At 59.0% G+C, this 18,134-nt stretch carries 19 protein-coding genes and 1 riboswitch; of the genes, 10 read left to right on the forward strand and 9 right to left on the reverse strand.

Translation table 11 applies throughout. From position 1 onward, the window contains the following. The first annotated feature begins 19 nt into the window (after positions 1 to 19). From nuoK to M3P88_RS00435, 5 genes are all read left to right on the forward strand, one after another. On the forward strand, positions 20 to 325 hold the full coding sequence (gene nuoK, locus M3P88_RS00415; RefSeq protein ID WP_249614128.1) for an NADH-quinone oxidoreductase subunit NuoK: 306 nt from the start codon (positions 20 to 22) through the stop codon (positions 323 to 325). Positions 326 to 354: 29 nt separating this feature from the next. Then, positions 355 to 2,400: an NADH-quinone oxidoreductase subunit L gene (gene nuoL, locus M3P88_RS00420; RefSeq protein WP_249614129.1), complete on the forward strand. Its 2,046-nt coding sequence runs from the start codon at positions 355 to 357 to the stop codon at positions 2,398 to 2,400. 40 nt (positions 2,401 to 2,440) lie between these two features. Beyond that, positions 2,441 to 3,937, forward strand: coding sequence for an NADH-quinone oxidoreductase subunit M (locus M3P88_RS00425; protein ID WP_249614130.1), 1,497 nt, complete (start codon positions 2,441 to 2,443; stop codon positions 3,935 to 3,937). Between the two features lie 18 nt (positions 3,938 to 3,955). Next, positions 3,956 to 5,440, forward strand: a complete 1,485-nt coding sequence (nuoN, locus tag M3P88_RS00430) for an NADH-quinone oxidoreductase subunit NuoN (RefSeq protein WP_249614131.1) — start codon at positions 3,956 to 3,958, stop codon at positions 5,438 to 5,440. Between the two features lie 80 nt (positions 5,441 to 5,520). Further along, on the forward strand, positions 5,521 to 5,817 hold the full coding sequence (locus tag M3P88_RS00435) for a DUF2818 family protein (protein WP_249614132.1): 297 nt from the start codon (positions 5,521 to 5,523) through the stop codon (positions 5,815 to 5,817). A gap of 454 nt (positions 5,818 to 6,271) precedes the next feature. Here M3P88_RS00435 and M3P88_RS00440 read toward each other — a convergent pair whose 3' ends face one another. Together M3P88_RS00440 and M3P88_RS00445 are read right to left on the reverse strand one after the other, a co-directional pair. Further along, positions 6,272 to 7,144 carry a lipid A biosynthesis lauroyl acyltransferase gene (locus tag M3P88_RS00440; RefSeq protein ID WP_249614133.1) on the reverse strand — a complete coding sequence of 291 codons (873 nt, stop codon included), beginning with the start codon at positions 7,142 to 7,144 and terminating at the stop codon, positions 6,272 to 6,274. Next, positions 7,141 to 8,034 (reverse strand): lysophospholipid acyltransferase family protein, encoded by an 894-nt coding sequence (locus M3P88_RS00445; protein WP_249614134.1) that lies wholly within the window; start codon positions 8,032 to 8,034, stop codon positions 7,141 to 7,143. Before M3P88_RS00445 ends, M3P88_RS00440 begins: the two co-directional genes overlap by 4 nt. Before the next feature lie 72 nt (positions 8,035 to 8,106). Between M3P88_RS00445 and metK the strand changes: the two genes are divergently transcribed. The 4 genes from metK to M3P88_RS00465 all read left to right on the forward strand — a co-directional run bounded on the left by metK (position 8,107) and on the right by M3P88_RS00465 (position 12,421). Further along, positions 8,107 to 9,276, forward strand: a complete 1,170-nt coding sequence (gene metK / locus M3P88_RS00450; protein ID WP_249614135.1) for a methionine adenosyltransferase — start codon at positions 8,107 to 8,109, stop codon at positions 9,274 to 9,276. Between the two features lie 119 nt (positions 9,277 to 9,395). After that, positions 9,396 to 9,459, forward strand: a riboswitch (S-adenosyl-L-homocysteine riboswitch). A gap of 67 nt (positions 9,460 to 9,526) precedes the next feature. Then, complete coding sequence (gene ahcY / locus M3P88_RS00455) at positions 9,527 to 10,927, forward strand: adenosylhomocysteinase (protein WP_249614136.1); 1,401 nt, start codon at positions 9,527 to 9,529, stop codon at positions 10,925 to 10,927. Positions 10,928 to 10,998: 71 nt separating this feature from the next. Continuing rightward, a complete protein-coding gene (metF, locus tag M3P88_RS00460; protein WP_249614137.1) occupies positions 10,999 to 11,829 on the forward strand; it encodes a methylenetetrahydrofolate reductase [NAD(P)H] in 831 nt (276 codons plus the stop codon). Between the two features lie 67 nt (positions 11,830 to 11,896). Further along, a complete protein-coding gene (locus tag M3P88_RS00465) occupies positions 11,897 to 12,421 on the forward strand; it encodes a type IV secretion protein Rhs (protein ID WP_249614138.1) in 525 nt (174 codons plus the stop codon). 23 nt (positions 12,422 to 12,444) lie between these two features. Here M3P88_RS00465 and plsY read toward each other — a convergent pair whose 3' ends face one another. After that, complete coding sequence (gene plsY, locus M3P88_RS00470) at positions 12,445 to 13,074, reverse strand: glycerol-3-phosphate 1-O-acyltransferase PlsY (RefSeq protein ID WP_249614139.1); 630 nt, start codon at positions 13,072 to 13,074, stop codon at positions 12,445 to 12,447. Between the two features lie 71 nt (positions 13,075 to 13,145). Here plsY and folB point away from each other — a divergent pair, with 71 nt between their 5' ends. Further along, positions 13,146 to 13,505: a dihydroneopterin aldolase gene (folB, locus tag M3P88_RS00475; protein ID WP_249614140.1), complete on the forward strand. Its 360-nt coding sequence runs from the start codon at positions 13,146 to 13,148 to the stop codon at positions 13,503 to 13,505. 34 nt (positions 13,506 to 13,539) lie between these two features. Here folB and M3P88_RS00480 read toward each other — a convergent pair whose 3' ends face one another. The 6 genes from M3P88_RS00480 to rpsI all read right to left on the reverse strand — a co-directional run bounded on the left by M3P88_RS00480 (position 13,540) and on the right by rpsI (position 18,125). Beyond that, entirely contained in the window at positions 13,540 to 13,926 is a 387-nt protein-coding gene (locus M3P88_RS00480) for a group II truncated hemoglobin (RefSeq protein ID WP_249614141.1), read from the reverse strand. 1 nt (position 13,927) lies between these two features. Continuing rightward, positions 13,928 to 15,127: a formate-dependent phosphoribosylglycinamide formyltransferase gene (gene purT, locus M3P88_RS00485; protein ID WP_249614142.1), complete on the reverse strand. Its 1,200-nt coding sequence runs from the start codon at positions 15,125 to 15,127 to the stop codon at positions 13,928 to 13,930. Between the two features lie 68 nt (positions 15,128 to 15,195). Further along, positions 15,196 to 16,071 (reverse strand): CheR family methyltransferase, encoded by an 876-nt coding sequence (locus M3P88_RS00490; protein ID WP_249614143.1) that lies wholly within the window; start codon positions 16,069 to 16,071, stop codon positions 15,196 to 15,198. A 65-nt stretch (positions 16,072 to 16,136) separates the two neighbouring features. Next, complete coding sequence (gene erpA / locus M3P88_RS00495; RefSeq protein WP_124734732.1) at positions 16,137 to 16,487, reverse strand: iron-sulfur cluster insertion protein ErpA; 351 nt, start codon at positions 16,485 to 16,487, stop codon at positions 16,137 to 16,139. A 90-nt stretch (positions 16,488 to 16,577) separates the two neighbouring features. Next, positions 16,578 to 17,606, reverse strand: a complete 1,029-nt coding sequence (gene argC / locus M3P88_RS00500) for an N-acetyl-gamma-glutamyl-phosphate reductase (RefSeq protein WP_249614144.1) — start codon at positions 17,604 to 17,606, stop codon at positions 16,578 to 16,580. Positions 17,607 to 17,732: 126 nt separating this feature from the next. After that, positions 17,733 to 18,125 carry a 30S ribosomal protein S9 gene (rpsI, locus tag M3P88_RS00505; RefSeq protein ID WP_124734734.1) on the reverse strand — a complete coding sequence of 131 codons (393 nt, stop codon included), beginning with the start codon at positions 18,123 to 18,125 and terminating at the stop codon, positions 17,733 to 17,735. Positions 18,126 to 18,134 lie beyond the last annotated feature (9 nt).

The raw sequence follows: 18,134 nt of genomic DNA on the forward strand, positions 1-18,134 counted from the left end.
CGCAAGAAAGGAAAGCAAAGTGCTGACTCTGACACACTTTCTCGTGCTGGCTGCCGTGCTGTTTTCCATCAGCGTGATGGGGATTTTCCTCAACCGCAAGAACGTGATCGTTCTTTTGATGGCAATCGAGCTGATGCTGCTGGCCGTGAATTTCAACTTCATCGCCTTTTCGCACTACCTCTCCGATACGGCGGGGCAGATCTTCGTGTTCTTCATCCTGACGGTGGCCGCAGCCGAGTCTGCTATCGGCCTTGCCATCCTGGTCGTGCTGTTCCGCAACCAGGGCACCATCAACGTTGAAGACCTGGATAGCCTCAAAGGCTAAGCAGATACCAACAAACGAGAAGCCAGAAAATGGATATGAAGAGCTTATACCTGCTGATTGCCCTCTCGCCGCTGGCGGGGGCCATCATTGCAGGCTTGTTTGGCTGGGCGATAGGACGCCGCGCCGCACACGTCGTGACCATCGCGGGTGTGGCGGTTTCGGCCGTCCTCTCGCTCAAGGTGCTCTACGGTTTTCTTAACGGTGGAGCAGTCTTTAACGAAACGGTTTACACCTGGCTGACCGTCGGCGGCATGGAGTTCTCCGTCGGCTTCCTGGTCGACAGCCTGACCGCGCTGATGCTGGTGGTGGTGACTTCGGTGTCGCTGATGGTGCATATCTACACCATCGGTTATATGTCAGAAGATCCGGGCTACCAGCGTTTCTTCAGCTACATCTCCTTGTTTACCTTCTCCATGCTGATGCTGGTGATGAGTAACAACTTCGTGCAGCTGTTCTTCGGTTGGGAAGCGGTGGGCCTGGTGTCCTACCTGCTGATCGGTTTTTGGTTCAAGCGCCCGACGGCGACTTACGCCAACCTCAAGGCCTTCCTGGTCAACCGCGTGGGTGACTTCGGTTTCCTGCTGGGTATCGGCCTGGTGCTGGCGCATTTTGGCGGCTCGCTCAACTACGCCGACGTATTTGCCGCCTTGCCAGAGGTGAAAGACCAGACCATCCAGATCATCCCGGGTGTGGATTGGTCGCTGATGACCGTGACCTGCATCTTGCTGTTTGTCGGCGCGATGGGTAAGTCGGCCCAGTTCCCGCTGCATGTCTGGCTGCCGGACTCGATGGAAGGCCCGACGCCGATCTCGGCGCTGATCCACGCGGCAACCATGGTGACCGCCGGTATCTTTATGGTGTCGCGCATGAGCCCGATGTTCGAGCTGTCGGACACCGCGCTGAACTTCGTGATGATCACCGGTTCGATTACCGCGCTGTTTATGGGCTTTTTGGGCATCGTGCAAAACGACATCAAGCGTGTGGTGGCTTACTCCACGCTGTCGCAGCTGGGTTATATGACCGTGGCGCTGGGCGCTTCGGCCTACTCGGTGGCCATGTTCCATGTGATGACCCATGCCTTCTTCAAGGCGCTGCTGTTCCTTGCCGCCGGTTCGGTCATTATCGGCATGCACCACGAGCAGGACATGCGCAAGATGGGCGGCCTGCGCAAATACATGCCTATCACCTGGATCACCAGCTTGCTGGGTAGCCTGGCGCTGATCGGCACGCCGTTCTTCTCCGGCTTCTACTCCAAGGATTCCATTATCCTGGCAGTCGAGCATAGCAATCTGGCCGCTTCCGGTTTCGCCACCTTCGCGGTACTGGCCGGCGTATTCGTCACGGCGTTCTACAGCTTCCGCATGTACTTCCTGGTGTTCCACGGCAAGGAGCGCTGGATGGATGCGGCGCACCCGGTCAACCATCATGGCGACCATGCCGACGAAGAGCCGGATCACGACCACCACCACGGTCTGGGCCCGAATGACAAGCCGCACGAAAGCCCATGGGTGGTGACCCTGCCGCTGGTGCTGCTGGCGATTCCTTCGGTGATCATCGGTTACTTTGCGGTTGGCCCGCTGGTTGGCGGCGACTTCTTCAACGGCGTGATCTTCACCAATCTGGCTGCGCATCCGGGCCTGGCTGCTGTCGTGCCACATGCCGAGCACGCCTTTGAAATGGGCATGCACGCCTTTGTGACGCTGCCGTTCTGGCTGGCGCTGTCCGGTGTGGTGACGGCCTGGGTGTTCTATATGAAGGCGCCACAGATTCCGGCGGCCATCAAGAAGACTTTTGCACCGGTGAATACCCTGCTGGAAAACAAGTACTACCTGGACGAGATCTACTTTGCCGTGTTTGCCAAGGGCAGCCGCGCCTTGGGGACCTTCTTCTGGAAGATCTGCGACATGCTCTTGATCGACGGACTGATCGTCAATGGTTCGGCCAAGCTGGTGGCTTCGTTCTCGCGTGTGGTGCGCCGCCTGCAGACCGGTTTTATCTACAGCTACGCCACCACCATGATTGTCGGTGTACTGGCCCTGATCACCATCTGGTTCTCGCAACTCATCTTCGGATGAGCGCGCTGTCCGGGATTGAAATAACAAATAGGTTTTGACTATGTTATCTAATCTGTTAAGTCTGGTGATCTGGGTGCCTATCGCCGCCGGCTTGCTGGTTCTGGCTACCGGGGGGGATCAGCGTGCTGTTCTCGCCCGCTGGCTGGCGCTGGCGGGCGCGGCGCTGGGTTTCCTGGTGTCACTGCCGCTGTTCCTGAATTTCGACGTGCTCAATGCGGGCATGCAGTTCGAAGAGATGCGCCCATGGATTGCGGCGCTCAATATCAACTACCACCTGGGCGTGGACGGCATCTCGATGCTGTTTATCGTGCTCAACAGCTTTATCACCCTGATGGTGATCCTGGCCGGCTGGGAAGTGATCCAGAAACGCGTGGCGCAGTATATGGCCGCCTTCCTGATCATGTCCGGCCTGATCAACGGCGCTTTTGCCGCGCTGGACGCAATTCTGTTTTACGTGTTCTTCGAGGCGATGCTGATCCCGATGTATCTGATCATCGGTGTCTGGGGTGGCCCGCGCCGCGTGTATGCGTCGATCAAGTTCTTCCTGTACACGCTGTTAGGTTCGCTGTTGATGCTGGTCGCGTTCATCTACCTGTATTTCGCCGCCGGCAAGACCTTCTCCATCCTGGCTTTCCAGGATCTGATGGCCATCCCGCTGCATGTGCAGATCCTGCTGTTTATCGCCTTCTTTATGTCGTTTGCGGTGAAGGTGCCGATGTGGCCGGTGCATACCTGGCTGCCGGACGCGCACGTCGAGGCGCCAACCGGCGGCTCCATGGTGCTGGCTGCCATCACCCTGAAGATCGGTGCTTACGGCTTCCTGCGTTTTGCCCTGCCTATCCTGCCGGATGCTTCGCGTGAACTGGCGCCCATCATCGTCGGCCTGTCGCTGGTGGCGGTGGTGTATATCGGCCTGGTGGCACTGGTGCAGACCGATATGAAAAAGCTGGTGGCCTACTCGTCGATCTCGCATATGGGCTTCGTGACCCTGGGCTTCTTCCTGTTTGCCGGCAACGAGCTGAATGTGTGGGCGGTAGAAGGCGCGATTGTGCAGATGGTCAGCCACGGCTTTGTTTCGGCCGCGATGTTCTTCTGTATCGGCGTGATGTACGACCGCGTGCATAGCCGCAATATCGCCGACTACGGTGGTGTCGCCAACAAGATGCCTATCTTCGCCGCCTTTATGGTGCTGTTCGCCATGGCCAACTCCGGCCTGCCGGCGACCTCGGGCTTTGTCGGTGAATTCATGGTGATCATGGGTGCGGTGCAGGTGAACTTCTGGGTCGCTGCACTGGCATCGCTGACGCTGATCTTCGGCGCGGCGTATACCCTGTGGATGGTCAAGCGCGTGATCTTCGGCGAGGTGGCTAACCACCATGTGGAAGAGCTCAAGGACGTGAACAAGCGCGAGTTCCTGGTGCTGGCGGTGCTGGCGCTGACCGTGCTGGGCATGGGCCTGTATCCGCAAGCCTTCGTCGACAAGATGCACCTGTCGGTGAATGACCTGATCGCGCATGTTGCGCAAAGCAAGCTGTAAGGCCACAAGGAAAACGTAATGAATTGGGCTGATCTTAATCTGATGCCGGCATTGCCCGAGATCTTCCTGCTCGCGGCGCTGTCGTTCATCCTCGTACTCGACCTTTTCATCCCGGATGAAAAGCGCGATGTCACCTATGGCTTGTCGCTGCTGACCCTGGCGGGTTGCGCGGCGCTGCAGCTGGCGACTTTCGAGCCGTTTGCCACCACCACCTTCTCCGGCATGTTCATCGATGACCCGATGGCCGACATCATCAAGGTCGCGATGTATGGCGTGACAGCGGCGGTGCTGGTGTATACCCGCCAGTATGTGGCCGATCGCGACATGTTCCGCGGCGAGTACTACACCCTGTCGCTGTTCGCACTCTTGGGCATGAACGTGATGGTGTCGTCCTCGCATTTCCTGACGCTGTATATCGGTCTGGAACTGTTGTCGCTGGCACTGTATGCGCTGATCGCGCTGCGCCGTGATTCGGCGGCCGGTACCGAAGCAGCGATGAAGTACTTTGTGCTGGGTGCGCTGGCTTCGGGCATGCTGCTGTACGGCATGTCCATGGTGTACGGTGCGACCGGCTCGCTGTCTATCAGCGAAATCGCGGCGGCGATTGCCTCCGGCCACAGCAATGCGGTGCTCTTGGTATTCGGTCTGGTGTTCCTGGTGGCCGGCTTGGCGTTCAAGCTGGGCGCCGTGCCTTTCCATATGTGGGTGCCTGACGTTTACCAGGGCTCGCCGACTGCCGTGACGCTGATGCTGGGTGCTGCACCCAAGCTGGCGGCCTTCGTGTTCATCATCCGCATTCTGGTGCAGGGCATGGGCGAATTGTCCGGTGACTGGCAGGGCATGCTGGTGCTGATCGCCGCGCTGTCGATGATGATCGGTAACGTTGCCGCCATCGCACAGACCAATATCAAGCGCATGCTGGCCTACTCGACCATCTCGCACATGGGCTTTTTGCTCTTGGGCTTGCTGGCCGCCAATGAACAGGGCTACGCCTCGGCCATGTTCTATGCCATGGTCTATGTACTGACCACGCTGGCCGGCTTCGGTGTGTTGCTGGCGCTGTCGCATGCCGGTTTTGAATGCGAGAAGCTGGAAGACCTGAAAGGCCTGAACCAGCGCAATAGCTGGTACGCCTTCCTGATGCTGCTGGTGATGTTCTCCATGGCGGGTATTCCGCCACTGGCCGGCTTCTATGCCAAGTTTGCCGTGATCAAGTCGGTCGTCGATTTGGGTGCGGTCAATATGGGCTTCGGCATGGTGAGCGCGCTTTATCTGGCGGTGTTTGCGGTGATGATGTCGCTGATTGGCGCCTTCTACTATCTGCGCGTCGTGAAGAATATGTATTTTGACGACAAACAGAGCGATGCACCGATTGTGGTGCGCGGCGAAATGAAGGTTTTGCTGTCGGTCAATGCGCTGGCTTTGCTGGTGCTGGGTGTGTTGCCGCAGGGTTTGATTGAACTTTGTATCGAAGCCATGCGTCAATCACTGGCCGTTCTGTAAAAGCTGCGTCTTAAAAACCGGACGGGCGTGTTGCGAAGCTGCGCAACACGCCCGTTTTTATTGAAGTGACAGGAAATAAAATGGAATCCAGCGTCATCGTCCTGCTCGTGCTCGCCCTGGTCGCGGCCAACCTGCCGTTTATTCTGCCGCGCATCGCCGGTGTCTTTGCCGTCAAACGCAAACACTTTGGCTGGCAATTTCTGGAGTTTCTGGTGTTGTATGTGCTGGTCGGCCTGCTGGCTCGGCTGCTGGAAGCGCAGCAGATGCCGGTACATGCACAAAACTGGCAGTTTTACGTCACCACGCTGGCCCTATTCGCGGTATTCGCCTTCCCCGGCTTCGTCGCCTGCTACTTCTGGCGCGGCGCCCGCCGATAAAGTAATGGACTCGTCTTGCCCTCACCCCAACCCTCTCCCGCCAGCGGGAGAGGGTGCCTGTCTCCACAGCCGTTGTTGCTGCTAATTTCTTCTCCCGCCTGCGGGAGAAGCTGGCGGGCAGCGCCGAATCAGCCTCGCCGTCCTCGATATTCCTTCTCCCGCCTGCGGGAGAAGGTGGCGGGCAGCGCCGAATCAGCCTCGATATTCCTTCTCCCGCTTGTGGGAGAATGTGGCGGGCAGCGCCGAACCAGCCTCGATATTCCTTCTCCCGCTTGTGGGAGAATGTGGCGGGCAGCGCCGAGCCAGCCTCGATATTCCTTCTCCCGCTTGCGGGAGAAGGTGGCGGGCAGCGCCGAATCAGCCTCGCCGTACTCGATATTCCTTCTCCTGCTTGCGGGAGAAGGTGGCGCGCAGCGCCGGATGAGGGCATGCCGGATGAGGGCTCATCCTTGCCTTAGCGCGTATAGAACGATGCCTCACCCTCGGGACGGGTCTTGAAGCGCTTGTGCAGCCAGAAATACTGTTCAGGTGCTTCGAGTATGCGCTGTTCCAGAAACTCGTTCATGCGCCGGGTATCGGCTTCCAGATCGTTGCTGGGGAAGTTGTCCCAGGCCGGGTAAAAGGTCAGCGTGACTCCATGCCGGGTACGCACCGGAATCGCCGGTACGATCTTCGCCTTGGCCAGCCCTGCAATGCGCGACAAACCTGGTACGGTGGCGGTTTGCACGCCGAAAAAAGGTACAAAAATGGAGTCGCGCCGGCCGAAGTCCTGATCGGGCAGATAGAGGAAGGGCGCATGCTCTTTGCGCATGGCCTTGATAATGGCGCGCAGGCTTTCCTGGCGCGACACGATAAAGGCATTGTCGAAGCGGTTGCGTCCGGCGTACACCTTGGCATCCATCGCCTTGTTCTTCTGGTGCGAGTAGACGCTGACCAGCGGCACTTCCAGATTCAGCCTTAATGCGGCCAGTTCGAAGCCGACAAAGTGTGGATAGAACAAGATCACATCTTCGCCCGCATTCCTGATATCGGTCAGATGGTGCAGGTCTTTTAGCGTTACCAATTGCTTGATGCGCTTGGGGCTGCTCCACCAGCAAATGCCGTATTCCAGCACCAGTTGCAGCATATGGCCGAAATGGCGGCGCAGCATGCGTACGCGCTCGGCCTGTTTCATGGCGGGAAAACACAGGCGCAAATTGGTGAGGCCTATGCGGCGGCGCTCGCCGGCCAAAAAATAGGCCACGGCGCCCAGTACCTGTGCCAGTCGTGAAATCAGGCAAACAGGCGACAGGCGAATCAGCCAGAGTAGGGCAAAAGCAATCTTCATGGAGTCGGGTTTTCCGTGTGTGGCCCGCTGGCGCCGGCCGGTGTTTTGTAACGGTTGTAGCTCCACAGATACTGGGTGGGGCAGCGGCGTATCAAGCTTTCTACTGCACGATTCATCCGTGCTGCATCCTCGGTCTTGTCGCCGTCAAATGCTTCGGCTAGCGGGCTGATATGCACGGTAAAGCCTTGCCCTTTGGGCAGGCGCTCTCCATAAAACATCAGGGTCGTGACTTTCGCCATGCGTGCCAGACGCGGCACCAGCGTCATGGTATAGGCCGGGCGGCCGAAAAATGGCGCCCAGACTCCATCGCCGCTACCGGGTACCTGATCCGGCAAAATAATGGTCGCCTCGCCGTTTTTCAATGCTTTCATCACCAAGCGCACCCCGGCCGGAGTCGCCGGTGCCGTTTTGGCGCCATCCCGCATGCGTCCGGCCTGCATCACCGGCTCCAGCCAGGCAAGCTTGGGCGGACGGTACATGGCTGTCAGCGGAAATGGCAGGCGCGAGCTGATGTAGCGCCCGGCTATATCGTAGGCGCCCAGATGGGGGGTGACAAAGATAATGCCATGGCCCTCGGCCAGTGCCTGTTCGACATGCTCCCAGCCATCGCAGGACTTGATTTGCGCGCAGATGTCAGCCGAATCACGTGTCCAGGCAATGGCCAGTTCCAGCGTGCCTTTTCCAGTTTCGGAAACACTTTTTTTGACATATTCTTGATAAACCTGATAATTGCGGCAAATACCACTTTTTTTCAGGTTTTCCTTGATCCTCGCTGCATATTGCGGGGAGGTATGGTAGACAATCCGGCCCAGTAACGCACCGAGTGCCTGTAGCCAGCGTAGCGGCAGACGGGCAAGGGCGGCGAGCAGGATTTGAGCGAGTCGGGACATGGTCGTCCTAGCGTTCGGGTCAAAACGGGTCATTCTACCATCAACGTGAAGCCTTCTCTTTGGGAACCATCCATGAGCGAATATCTCTTTACTTCCGAATCCGTATCCGAAGGCCATCCAGACAAGGTTGCCGACCAGATCTCCGATGCCATCCTTGATGCGATTTTCCGTGAAGATCCCAAGGCACGCGTTGCAGCCGAAACGCTGGTCAACACCGGCCTCGTCGTGCTGGCCGGTGAAATCACCACTCACGCTAATGTCGACTATATCAAGGTCGCGCGCGAAACCATCAAGCGCATCGGTTACGACGACTCGGAACTGGGCTTCGATCACCGCGGCTGCGCGGTGCTGGTCGCTTACGACAAGCAGTCTCCCGATATCGCCCAGGGCGTGAACGAAGGCGAGGGCATGGATCTGGATCAAGGCGCTGGCGACCAGGGCCTGATGTTCGGCTATGCCTGCGACGAAACCCCGACCCTGATGCCGTTCCCGATCTACTACGCGCACCGTCTGGTCCAGCGCCAGGCCGAACTCAGGAAGGATGGCCGCCTGCCATGGCTGCGCCCGGATGCGAAATCGCAGATCACTTGCGTGTATGACTCCGCTACCGGCCTGCCCAAATCCATCGATACCGTGGTGCTGTCCACCCAGCATAGCCCGGACATCGACCACAAGACGCTGACCGAAGCCATTATCGAAGACGTGATCAAGCCGGTGCTGCCGCCAGACATGATCACCGCCGCCACCCGTTATCTGGTCAACCCGACCGGGCGCTTTGTCATCGGCGGCCCGATGGGCGATTGCGGCCTGACCGGGCGCAAGATCATCGTCGATACCTATGGCGGCGCTGCGCCGCATGGCGGCGGAGCCTTCTCCGGCAAGGATCCGTCCAAGGTTGACCGTTCGGCCGCTTACGCCGGGCGCTATGTGGCCAAGAACATCGTCGCCGCCGGCCTTGCGCGCCAGTGCCAGATCCAGGTTTCCTACGCCATCGGCGTGGCACAGCCGACTTCGATCGCGGTCGATACCTTCGGCACCAACACCATCCCGAACGAACGCATTGTCGAGCTGGTCAAGCGCCACTTCGACCTGCGCCCGAAGGGCATTGTGCAGATGCTCGACCTGTTGCGCCCGATCTACACCAAGACCGCCGCCTACGGCCACTTCGGCCGCGAAGAGCCCGAGTTCACCTGGGAGCGCACCGACAAGGTCGAAGCGCTGCGCGCTGACGCCGGCTTGTAAGCCTTAGCGTTTGTTGGCAGGTATTTTCTCTGCGTATCAGAACGGACTACTTTTGTAGTCCGTTTTTTGCATTCGGCATTTTAAAATGCCATGGATTTATTTTTTGGCTATAATCTGTCCATTCCGGGGAGTGCTGCAAGGTTTTCCCCCAGGCCCGGATCGCTTCAACCGCACTCACCTATGCAACCCGTGCCGGGCACGGGATGTCGGGTGAGCCGCATCCCTCCCGGCCTTCGTGAAGGACTACACGATGGCTGAATTCAACGATTACCTCGTCGCCGACATCAATCTCTCGCAGTGGGGCCGCAAAGAGCTGGCGATTGCCGAGACCGAGATGCCCGGCCTGATGGCGCTGCGCGAAGAGTACAAGCACAGCCAGCCGCTGCGCGGTGCACGCATTGCCGGCAGCTTGCATATGACCATCCAGACCGGCGTGCTGATCGAGACACTGGTGGCACTGGGTGCAGATGTGCGCTGGGCCTCGTGCAATATCTTTTCGACCCAGGATCATGCCGCCGCCGCGATTGCCGCCGCCGGCATTCCGGTGTTCGCGTTCAAGGGCGAGAGTCTGGACGAGTACTGGGAGTACTCGCACCGCATCTTCGAATGGCCGGAAGGCGAGCCGGCCAATATGATTCTGGACGATGGCGGCGATGCGACCCTGCTCCTGATGCTGGGTAGCCGTGCCGAGCGCGATATCGGCGTGGTGGGTCACCCGTCCAACGAGGAAGAAACCGCGCTGTTCGCGTCCATCAAGCAGCATCTGGCACTGGATCCGCACTGGTACTCCAAGCGTCTGGCGCATATCAAGGGCGTGACCGAGGAAACCACCACCGGCGTGCATCGCCTGTATCAGATGCAAAAGGATGGCCAGCTGCCGTTCCCGGCATTCAACGTCAATGACTCGGTGACCAAGTCCAAGTTCGATAACCTGTACGGCTGCCGCGAATCGCTGGTTGACGGCATCAAGCGCGCGACCGACGTGATGATCGCCGGCAAGGTGGCGGTGGTGCTGGGCTATGGCGATGTGGGCAAGGGCTGCGCGCAATCCCTGCGCGGCTTGGGCGCTACGGTATGGGTGACCGAGATCGATCCGATTTGCGCGCTGCAGGCGGCGATGGAAGGCTACCGCGTGGTGCGTATGAACGAGGTGGCCGGCGAAGCCGACATCTTCGTAACCACGACCGGCAACGTCGGCGTGATCACGCACGCGCATATGCAGAAGATGCGCAACAACGCCATCGTGTGCAATATCGGTCACTTCGACTCCGAAATCGAAGTCGCCAGCCTGCGCCAGTACCAGTGGGACAATATCAAGCCGCAGGTCGACCACATCATCTTCCCCGACGGCAAACGCATCATCCTGTTGGCCGAAGGCCGTCTGGTGAATCTGGGCTGCGGTACCGGCCACCCGTCGTTCGTGATGTCCAACAGCTTCACCAATCAGGTGCTGGCACAGATCGAGATCTTCTGCAACGGCGCAAAATATGGCCGCGAAGTGTATGTGCTGCCCAAGCATCTAGACGAGAAAGTCGCCCGTCTGCATCTGGCACGCATTGGTGCGCACCTGACCGAGCTGTCCGACGAGCAGGCTGCGTATATCAGCGTGCCCAAGGATGGTCCGTACAAGCCGGCGCACTACCGCTACTAAGCGTTAAGCGGTAGCCCGTCATGCCGCCAAGAGCAGCCGGGCTACCACCTTGCAGTCGACAAGGGGAAACCATGAACAAGCGCAATTTCAGTTTCGAGTTTTTTCCGCCCAAGACGGATGAGGGCATGGCCAAGCTGCGCAATACCCGCGCCCAGCTGGCTCAATTCAAGCCCGAATTTTTTTCGGTGACTTTTGGTGCCGGTGGCACGACGCGCGAGGGCACTCTGGCGGCAGTACAGGATATCCGTAATGCCGGCCTGGCCGCTGCGCCACATTTGTCCTGCATCGGCTCGACCCGGGACAATATCCGCGCGGTTTTGAACGAATACCGTGAACATGGCATCCGCCATATTGTCGCGCTGCGCGGCGATATGCCTTCGGGCATGGTCGAGGCTGGCGAGTTCCGTTACGCCAACGAGCTGGTGAGCTTTATCCGTGCCGAGCATGGCGCGCATTTCCATATCGAAGTGGCCGCCTATCCCGAGTTTCATCCGCAGGCACGTTCGGCGGAAGAGGATATGGCCAACTTTGTGCGCAAGGTCGAGGCGGGTGCCGATTCGGCCATGACCCAGTATTTCTTCAATGCCGATGCCTACTTCCGCTTTGTGGACGAAGTGCAGGCGCGCGGCATTAGCATTCCTGTGGTGCCGGGCATTATGCCTATTTCCAATTTCGGCCAGTTGGTGCGCTTTTCCGATATGTGTGGCGCAGAAGTGCCGCGCTGGCTGCGTCTGCGGATGCAGGCCTATATGGACGACAGCGCATCGATACGGGCGCTGGGGCTGGATGTGGTGACCGAGCTATGCGACCGGCTACTCAGTAACGGCGCGCCGGGCCTGCATTTTTATACGCTGAATCAGGCGGGGCTGGTGTCCACCATCTGGCAGCGTCTGGGTTTGTAGCGCGGCCATGCCATAGTAAAAGGCGCACCGGTTTTGGCCGCTGCGCCTTTTTTCGTCAGGGGACCGTATGCGAAGCTTGTGTGCAGGGGAGGTCAGCTTGTGCCGGCGCCTGTTTGGCGATGCGCTGAATTACCATCTGGTGCGCGTGCATGGCCGGCCTTATCTGCCATGGCAGGGCGCGCGCGCAATGGCGTCGAACGGGCAGCTTTATCTGCCTGCGTGTAGCGGGCTGTATGCCGATGATTACTCGCAGGAGGGAGCCGCACTACAGCTCTTGTTCGTGCACGAGATGACGCATGTCTGGCAATACCAGCGCGGTTACCGTCTGCGTCTGGCTGCCTTGTGTCTGCTGGCGCAAGGCGGCTATGGCTGGCGAGATGCTTACGCCTATCCGCAGCGGCCGGGTGCCGAATTCCGGGACTTTAATTTCGAGCAGCAAGCTGAACTGGTGTCGCACTACCATGGCGCGGCGCTATTGGGCTTGCCCGCCTTGCTGCCGCGCCTGCCATGGCTACAGATGGTGTTGCAGGGCTTTCTGGCCGATGCGGGCGACAGACGCTTATTGCCGCTCTCCCGGCGCTTGGTGACGTAAAAAAGGGGCCATAGGCCCCTGGGTCAGGATTTGTCTTCGCTGGAAGACTTTTCGCCTATCTTGCCTTCTTGCCCGGTGAGCAGATTGACAAGGTTGGACTTGTGGCGGTGAACCACCAGAATGGCAATGATGATGCAGGTGCCGAAAAACGGGCTTTGCGGGCCGATGATGAAGTAGGCGAAGACCGGTGCCAGTACGCAGGCCGTCAGCGCCGACAGTGACGAAATCTTGACGACCAGCGCCATAAACAGCCAGGTGGCGATGGCCGCCATTGCCAGCCACAGATTAAAGCCGAACAGCACGCCCACGGCAGTGGCGACACCCTTGCCGCCTTTGAAGCCGAAAAATATCGGCCACATATGGCCAACCAGTACCGCCAGCGCGACCATGGAAACTTCACGCGGTCCCAGACCGTAGCGTGGTGCCAGCCATGCGGCCAGTGCAACGGCCACCCAGCCTTTGATGCCGTCGCCCAGCAGGGTCAGGACGGCGGCCAGTTTCTTGCCCGAGCGCAGTACATTGGTGGCGCCAGGGTTGCCGGAGCCATAGCTTCTGGGGTCGGCCATGCCCATGGCGCGGCTGACGATCACGGCAAACGAGAGCGAGCCTATCAGATAGGCGACGGCGATGAAGGCAAAGGCTGTCGTGGTCATGGTTAATACACTAGAATGCGGGGTTTGGATTTTACGGTATCGAGCGGCATTTCCCAACGCCGTCAGCACAGATGGACATTATTTTTCTGCGAGAAGTGCGCGCGGCGACCCTGATCGGCGTGTATGACTGGGAGCGCGAAGCGCCCCAGACCCTTGAGATCGATCTGGATATCGGCATTCCGAGCGAAGTGCCGTGCCACAGTGACGATATTGTCGATACCATTCATTACGGTGAGGTGGTGGAGCGCGTGCGGGCATCGCTGGCCGAGCAGCATTTTTTGCTGATCGAGGCGCTGGCCGAACATATCGCCCATCTGATTCGTAGCGAGTTTGGCGCGGCTTGGGTGCGGGTGTCGATCACCAAGCCCGGTATCCTGCCCGAGGTGGCCAAGGTTGGGGTGACCATAGAGCGTGGTCAGCGCCCGCGCTGAAAAAAGATAGCCCCGCACAATGCGGGGCTAGCGTTCATTCGGGCTGGTTGCGCATGAAATCGGCGGTATTGTAAAACGCCTCGATCAGCTTGGCTTTCAGCCAGTCCTCCAGCACCAGTTCATCTACCGCCAACTGCATGCAGTGCATCCATTGATCGCGCGCGCTGCTGTCTACGGCAAACGGCATATGGCGCTGGCGCAAACGTGGATGGCCGAAGGCTTCCATATAAAGCGCCGGCCCGCCCAGCCAGCCGGATAAAAACATATACAGCTTTTCGCTGGAGCCGGCCAAGTCTGCCGGATGCATGGCTCGGAGTTCGGCTACCGAGGGATCGGTATCCATAATGGCGTAAAAGCGCTGGCACAGATGGCGCACGACACCCGCGCCGCCCATCAGCTCATAAGGCGTCATTTCTGCCATTTCATTCTCCCTTGACCGGCTTGACCAGAGTCGCGGCCGTGCGTGCACGTTCCCGTGCTTCGTCGATATGGTCAGCGTAGGCAACGGCAACCCCCATGCGGCGGCGCATAAAGCTCTCTGGCTTGCCGAAAAGGCGCAGGTCGGAGCCTGGGGTAGCGAGCGCGGCCTCAATGCCGTCAAAAGCGATTCCTGTCGCTTCCATGCCGCCGTAGATGACGGCGGAGGCAGCGGGCTGATTCAGGCGGGTATCGACCGGCAACCCGAGAATGGCGCGTGCGTGCAATTCGAATTCGGAGAAGCGCTGGCTGGCCAGGGTGACCAGGCCGGTGTCGTGCGGGCGCGGGCTGACTTCGGAAAACCAGACTTCATCGCCTTTGACGAAGAGTTCGACGCCGAATAGCCCCAGCCCGCCCAGGGCTGCGGTTACGCTTGCCGCCATCTCTTGCGCGCGCGCCAGTGCCCTTGGACGCATGGCTTGTGGCTGCCAGCTTTCGACATAATCGCCGTTTTGCTGGCGGTGGCCGATGGGTTCGCAGAAATGGGTGGCGACGCCGCCTTTGCCGTCACTGGCGCGTACCGTGAGCAGGGTGATTTCGTAGTCAAAATCCACCAGGCCTTCAACGATGACGCGACCCTTGGCGACACGCCCGGCGCTGGCCGCATAGTCCCAAGCCGCTTCGACTTCAGCTGCGCTCTTGATAAAGGACTGGCCTTTGCCGCTGGAGGACATCACCGGCTTGATAAAGCAGGGAAAACCGATGGTGGTAGTGGCTGCCTGCATTTCTTGCAGCGAGCCGGCAAAAGCATAGTGCGATGTCGGTAGTCCCAGTTCGGCGGCGGCCAAGGTGCGTATGCCTTCGCGGTTCATGGTGAGGTTGACGGCGCGCGCGCTGGGCACCACGGTAGCCAGGCCTTCATGCTCTATCTTCAGCAGCTCCTCGGTGGCAATGGCCTCAATCTCCGGCACGATGTAATGCGGGCGGACCGCCTCGATCAGGGCGCGCAAGGCCGCCGCGTCGTGCATATTGATCACATGGCTGCTATGCGCGACCTGCATGGCGGGAGCGTCAGAATAGCGGTCTACGGCAATCGTTTCGACGCCAAGGCGTTGCAGGGCAATGACGACCTCCTTGCCCAGTTCGCCGCTGCCCAGCAGCATGACTTTGGTGGCGCTAGGGCTGTGGGGGGTTCCGATACGCACGCTGTTTCTCCTCGCTATAAGAAATCGCGCGCATCTTAACATGCCATGCCGATGGCCGGATGCAGACTTTATCCACGTATGGTTTTGGAGGGGGCGTGTGCTGCGTGCTCGTACACGGTTTTTCCGCGCAGATGGAACAGGTCTGCCGCGAAGTAGAAATTTTCCGAATGACCGACAAACAGCAGGCCATCTGCCTTGAGCAAGGGGGCAAAGCGTTTGAGGATGCGCCCTTGCGTGTCGCGGTCGAAGTAGATCATGACGTTGCGGCAGAAGATGGCATCAAAGGTTTTGTGTATGCCCCAGCTTGTGTCGATCAGGTTCAGGCGCTGGAAGCTGATCATATTGCGTAACTGAGGCTTGGCCTGATACTGGCCGTCGGCGAGTTTGTCGAAGTATTTGGCGGCCATGCCGGCAGGCAGGCGGGCTATCTTGTCGGCGGCGTAGATGCCGCGTCTGGCGGTCTCCAGTACGCTGGTGTCCAGGTCGGTGGCCAGGATGCTGATAGCGGGGCGCGTCGTGCCGGAGAGGGCTTCCAGAGCCGTGATGGCAATGGAGTAGGCTTCTTCTCCGGTGGAGGAGGCTGCGCACCAGATGTTGACCTCATTGCGCCCGGATTGCTTCAAATGGCTGGCTAAGAGCGGGAAGTGATGCTCTTCGCGAAAAAAGAAGGTGAGGTTGGTGGTGAGCGCATTGACGAATTGTTCAAACTCGCCGCGCCCTGCGCTGGATTCGACCAGATTCAGATAGGGGGTAAAGCCGCTCAGCTTCAATTCCCGTATCCGGCGTACCAGACGGCCATAAACCATGTCCTTCTTGGTCGGGTTCAGGGCGATGCCGGCATTTTGGTAAATCAGCTTACGCACCCGTTCGAAGTCCGTGTCGCTGAAATTGAACTCCCGGTTAAAGTCGATTTTGGGCAGGGCAACAGGCGGTAGTGTGATCATGAGTAAGGCTCGGCAAAAAAAAGGCTCGGGTATCAACCCGAGCCTTTCATATTAACCGTTCAGCCTTAAACCGTGAAGGAAGAGCCGCAGCCGCAGGTGGTGGTCGCATTCGGATTGCGGATCACAAACTGGGAGCCTTCCAGATTGTCCTGGTAGTCGATCTCTGCGCCGACCAGATACTGGTAGCTCATCGGGTCAACCAGGAAGGTCACGCCGTCGCGTTCGATCGCGGTATCGTCGTCGTTGACGATTTCGTCAAAGGTAAAGCCGTACTGGAAGCCCGAGCAGCCGCCGCCGGTAACAAATACGCGCAGCTTGAGCTCCGGATTGCCTTCTTCGGCCACCAGATCCCGCACCTTGGCGCAGGCGCTATCGGTGAAGTTGATCGGGGACGGCATTTCGGTAGTCGCAGTCATGGTTTCTCGCCTCGTCAAACAGTGTGCCAAAAGCGGCATTCATCCTAGTATTTTACTCAGGATTGGGGTGCTGTGGCGAGTGTTCAAGTGTCAGGGCAGTAGCGGCACCTGATTCAGTCCCGATTTTTCGTCCAGACCGAACATCAGATTCATATTCTGTATGGCCTGACCGGCGGCACCTTTGACCAGATTGTCTATCACCGAAAGCACCACAACAGTATCGGAGCCTTGCGGGCGGTGCACGGCAAGACGGCAGGTGTTGGCGCCGCGTACCGAGCGCGTTTCCGGGTGGCTGCCCGCTGGCAGTACGTCGACAAATTGTTCTTGCGCATAACGCGTTGCGAACAAGGCCTGCAAGTCGCAGTCTTTGGTCAGACGGGCATAGAGTGTGGCGTGAATGCCGCGTATCAGGGGTGTCAGGTGGGGAACGAAGGTGAGGCCTACCGCTTCGCCGGCCATGCTGTGCAGCCCCTGGCGAATTTCCGGCAAGTGGCGGTGGCCCGCCACGGCATAAGCCTTGAAGTTGTCGCCTGCTTCGGCAAACAGGCTGCCAAGTTCGGCTTTGCGCCCCGCACCGGAGACGCCGGACTTGCAGTCGGCAATGATATGGCTGCAATCAATGACACCAGCTTCCAGTAGCGGCAGCAGGCCCAATTGGACGGCGGTCGGATAACAGCCGGGGTTGGCAACCAGCTTGGCATCGCGTATGCGTGCGCGGTTGAGTTCGGGCAGGCCGTAAACCGCGTCTTCCACCAGTTCGGGGGCGGCATGTTGCATGGCGTACCATTTTTCCCATTCGGCCACATCGCGGATACGGAAGTCGGCCGCCAGATCAATGACCCGGACACCAGCCTGGAGCAGTTCGCGCGCATCATGCATGGCAATGCCGTTGGGGGTGGCGAAGAAGACGATATCGCAAGCCGTGAGCTTGGCTTGTTCAGGCGTCGAGAAGGCAAGGTCGATGTGGCCGCGCAGGCTGGGGAACATGTCGGCAACCTGCATGCCGGCTTCCTTGCGCGAAGTGACGGCGGTGACCTGTGCTTGCGGATGGCTGGCCAGCAAGCGTAGTAATTCAACACCGGTATATCCCGTCCCGCCAACAATCCCAACCTTGATCATATGCTTGCCTTTTTGTAAAAAAATGTCGCAAGGATGAATATACGGTAGGAGGCTATTGCAATGCAATAAATTGCAGGCAAGAAAAAAGCCACCCGAGGGTGGCCTTTCCGATAGCAGGGTAGCGAATTAACGCTTGGAGAACTGCTTGGCGCGACGTGCTTTACGCAGGCCGACTTTCTTACGTTCAACTTCACGGGCATCGCGAGTGACGAAGCCTGCTGCAGACAGAGCTGGTTTCAGTTCTGCGCTGAAGTCGATCAGTGCACGGGTGATGCCGTGACGGATTGCACCAGCTTGGCCAGTTTCGCCGCCGCCGATAACGTTGACTTTGATATCGAACGATTCCGTGTGCTCGGTCAGAGCCAGTGGCTGGCGGATGACCATGCGGCCGGTTTCGCGAGCAAAGTATTCGTCAACAGGCTTGCCGTTAACGATGATCTGGCCGGAACCCTTTTGCATGAACACACGAGCAACCGAGCTCTTGCGGCGGCCGGTACCGTAGTAATATTTACCGTTCATCTATCTTGC

This window comes from Craterilacuibacter sp. RT1T (genome assembly GCF_023502145.1).
In the GTDB taxonomy this organism is placed as follows: domain Bacteria; phylum Pseudomonadota; class Gammaproteobacteria; order Burkholderiales; family Chromobacteriaceae; genus Craterilacuibacter.

Excerpts from the sequence above, each read along its gene's own strand:
- M3P88_RS00445 (WP_249614134.1), bottom strand. The coding sequence starts at position 8,034 with ATGTCCCGACTCGCTCAAATCCTGCTCGCCGCCCTTGCCCGTCTGCCG.
- M3P88_RS00465 (WP_249614138.1), top strand. The coding sequence starts at position 11,897 with ATGCGAAGCTTGTGTGCAGGGGAGGTCAGCTTGTGCCGGCGCCTGTTT.
- M3P88_RS00490 (WP_249614143.1), bottom strand. The coding sequence starts at position 16,071 with ATGATCACACTACCGCCTGTTGCCCTGCCCAAAATCGACTTTAACCGG.
- plsY (WP_249614139.1), bottom strand. The coding sequence starts at position 13,074 with ATGACCACGACAGCCTTTGCCTTCATCGCCGTCGCCTATCTGATAGGC.
- rpsI (WP_124734734.1), bottom strand. The coding sequence starts at position 18,125 with ATGAACGGTAAATATTACTACGGTACCGGCCGCCGCAAGAGCTCGGTT.
- folB (WP_249614140.1), top strand. The coding sequence starts at position 13,146 with ATGGACATTATTTTTCTGCGAGAAGTGCGCGCGGCGACCCTGATCGGC.
- argC (WP_249614144.1), bottom strand. The coding sequence starts at position 17,606 with ATGATCAAGGTTGGGATTGTTGGCGGGACGGGATATACCGGTGTTGAA.
- erpA (WP_124734732.1), bottom strand. The coding sequence starts at position 16,487 with ATGACTGCGACTACCGAAATGCCGTCCCCGATCAACTTCACCGATAGC.
- ahcY (WP_249614136.1), top strand. The coding sequence starts at position 9,527 with ATGGCTGAATTCAACGATTACCTCGTCGCCGACATCAATCTCTCGCAG.
- nuoN (WP_249614131.1), top strand. The coding sequence starts at position 3,956 with ATGAATTGGGCTGATCTTAATCTGATGCCGGCATTGCCCGAGATCTTC.
- M3P88_RS00425 (WP_249614130.1), top strand. The coding sequence starts at position 2,441 with ATGTTATCTAATCTGTTAAGTCTGGTGATCTGGGTGCCTATCGCCGCC.
- metK (WP_249614135.1), top strand. The coding sequence starts at position 8,107 with ATGAGCGAATATCTCTTTACTTCCGAATCCGTATCCGAAGGCCATCCA.
- M3P88_RS00440 (WP_249614133.1), bottom strand. The coding sequence starts at position 7,144 with ATGAAGATTGCTTTTGCCCTACTCTGGCTGATTCGCCTGTCGCCTGTT.
- M3P88_RS00480 (WP_249614141.1), bottom strand. The coding sequence starts at position 13,926 with ATGGCAGAAATGACGCCTTATGAGCTGATGGGCGGCGCGGGTGTCGTG.
- nuoL (WP_249614129.1), top strand. The coding sequence starts at position 355 with ATGGATATGAAGAGCTTATACCTGCTGATTGCCCTCTCGCCGCTGGCG.
- M3P88_RS00435 (WP_249614132.1), top strand. The coding sequence starts at position 5,521 with ATGGAATCCAGCGTCATCGTCCTGCTCGTGCTCGCCCTGGTCGCGGCC.
- metF (WP_249614137.1), top strand. The coding sequence starts at position 10,999 with ATGAACAAGCGCAATTTCAGTTTCGAGTTTTTTCCGCCCAAGACGGAT.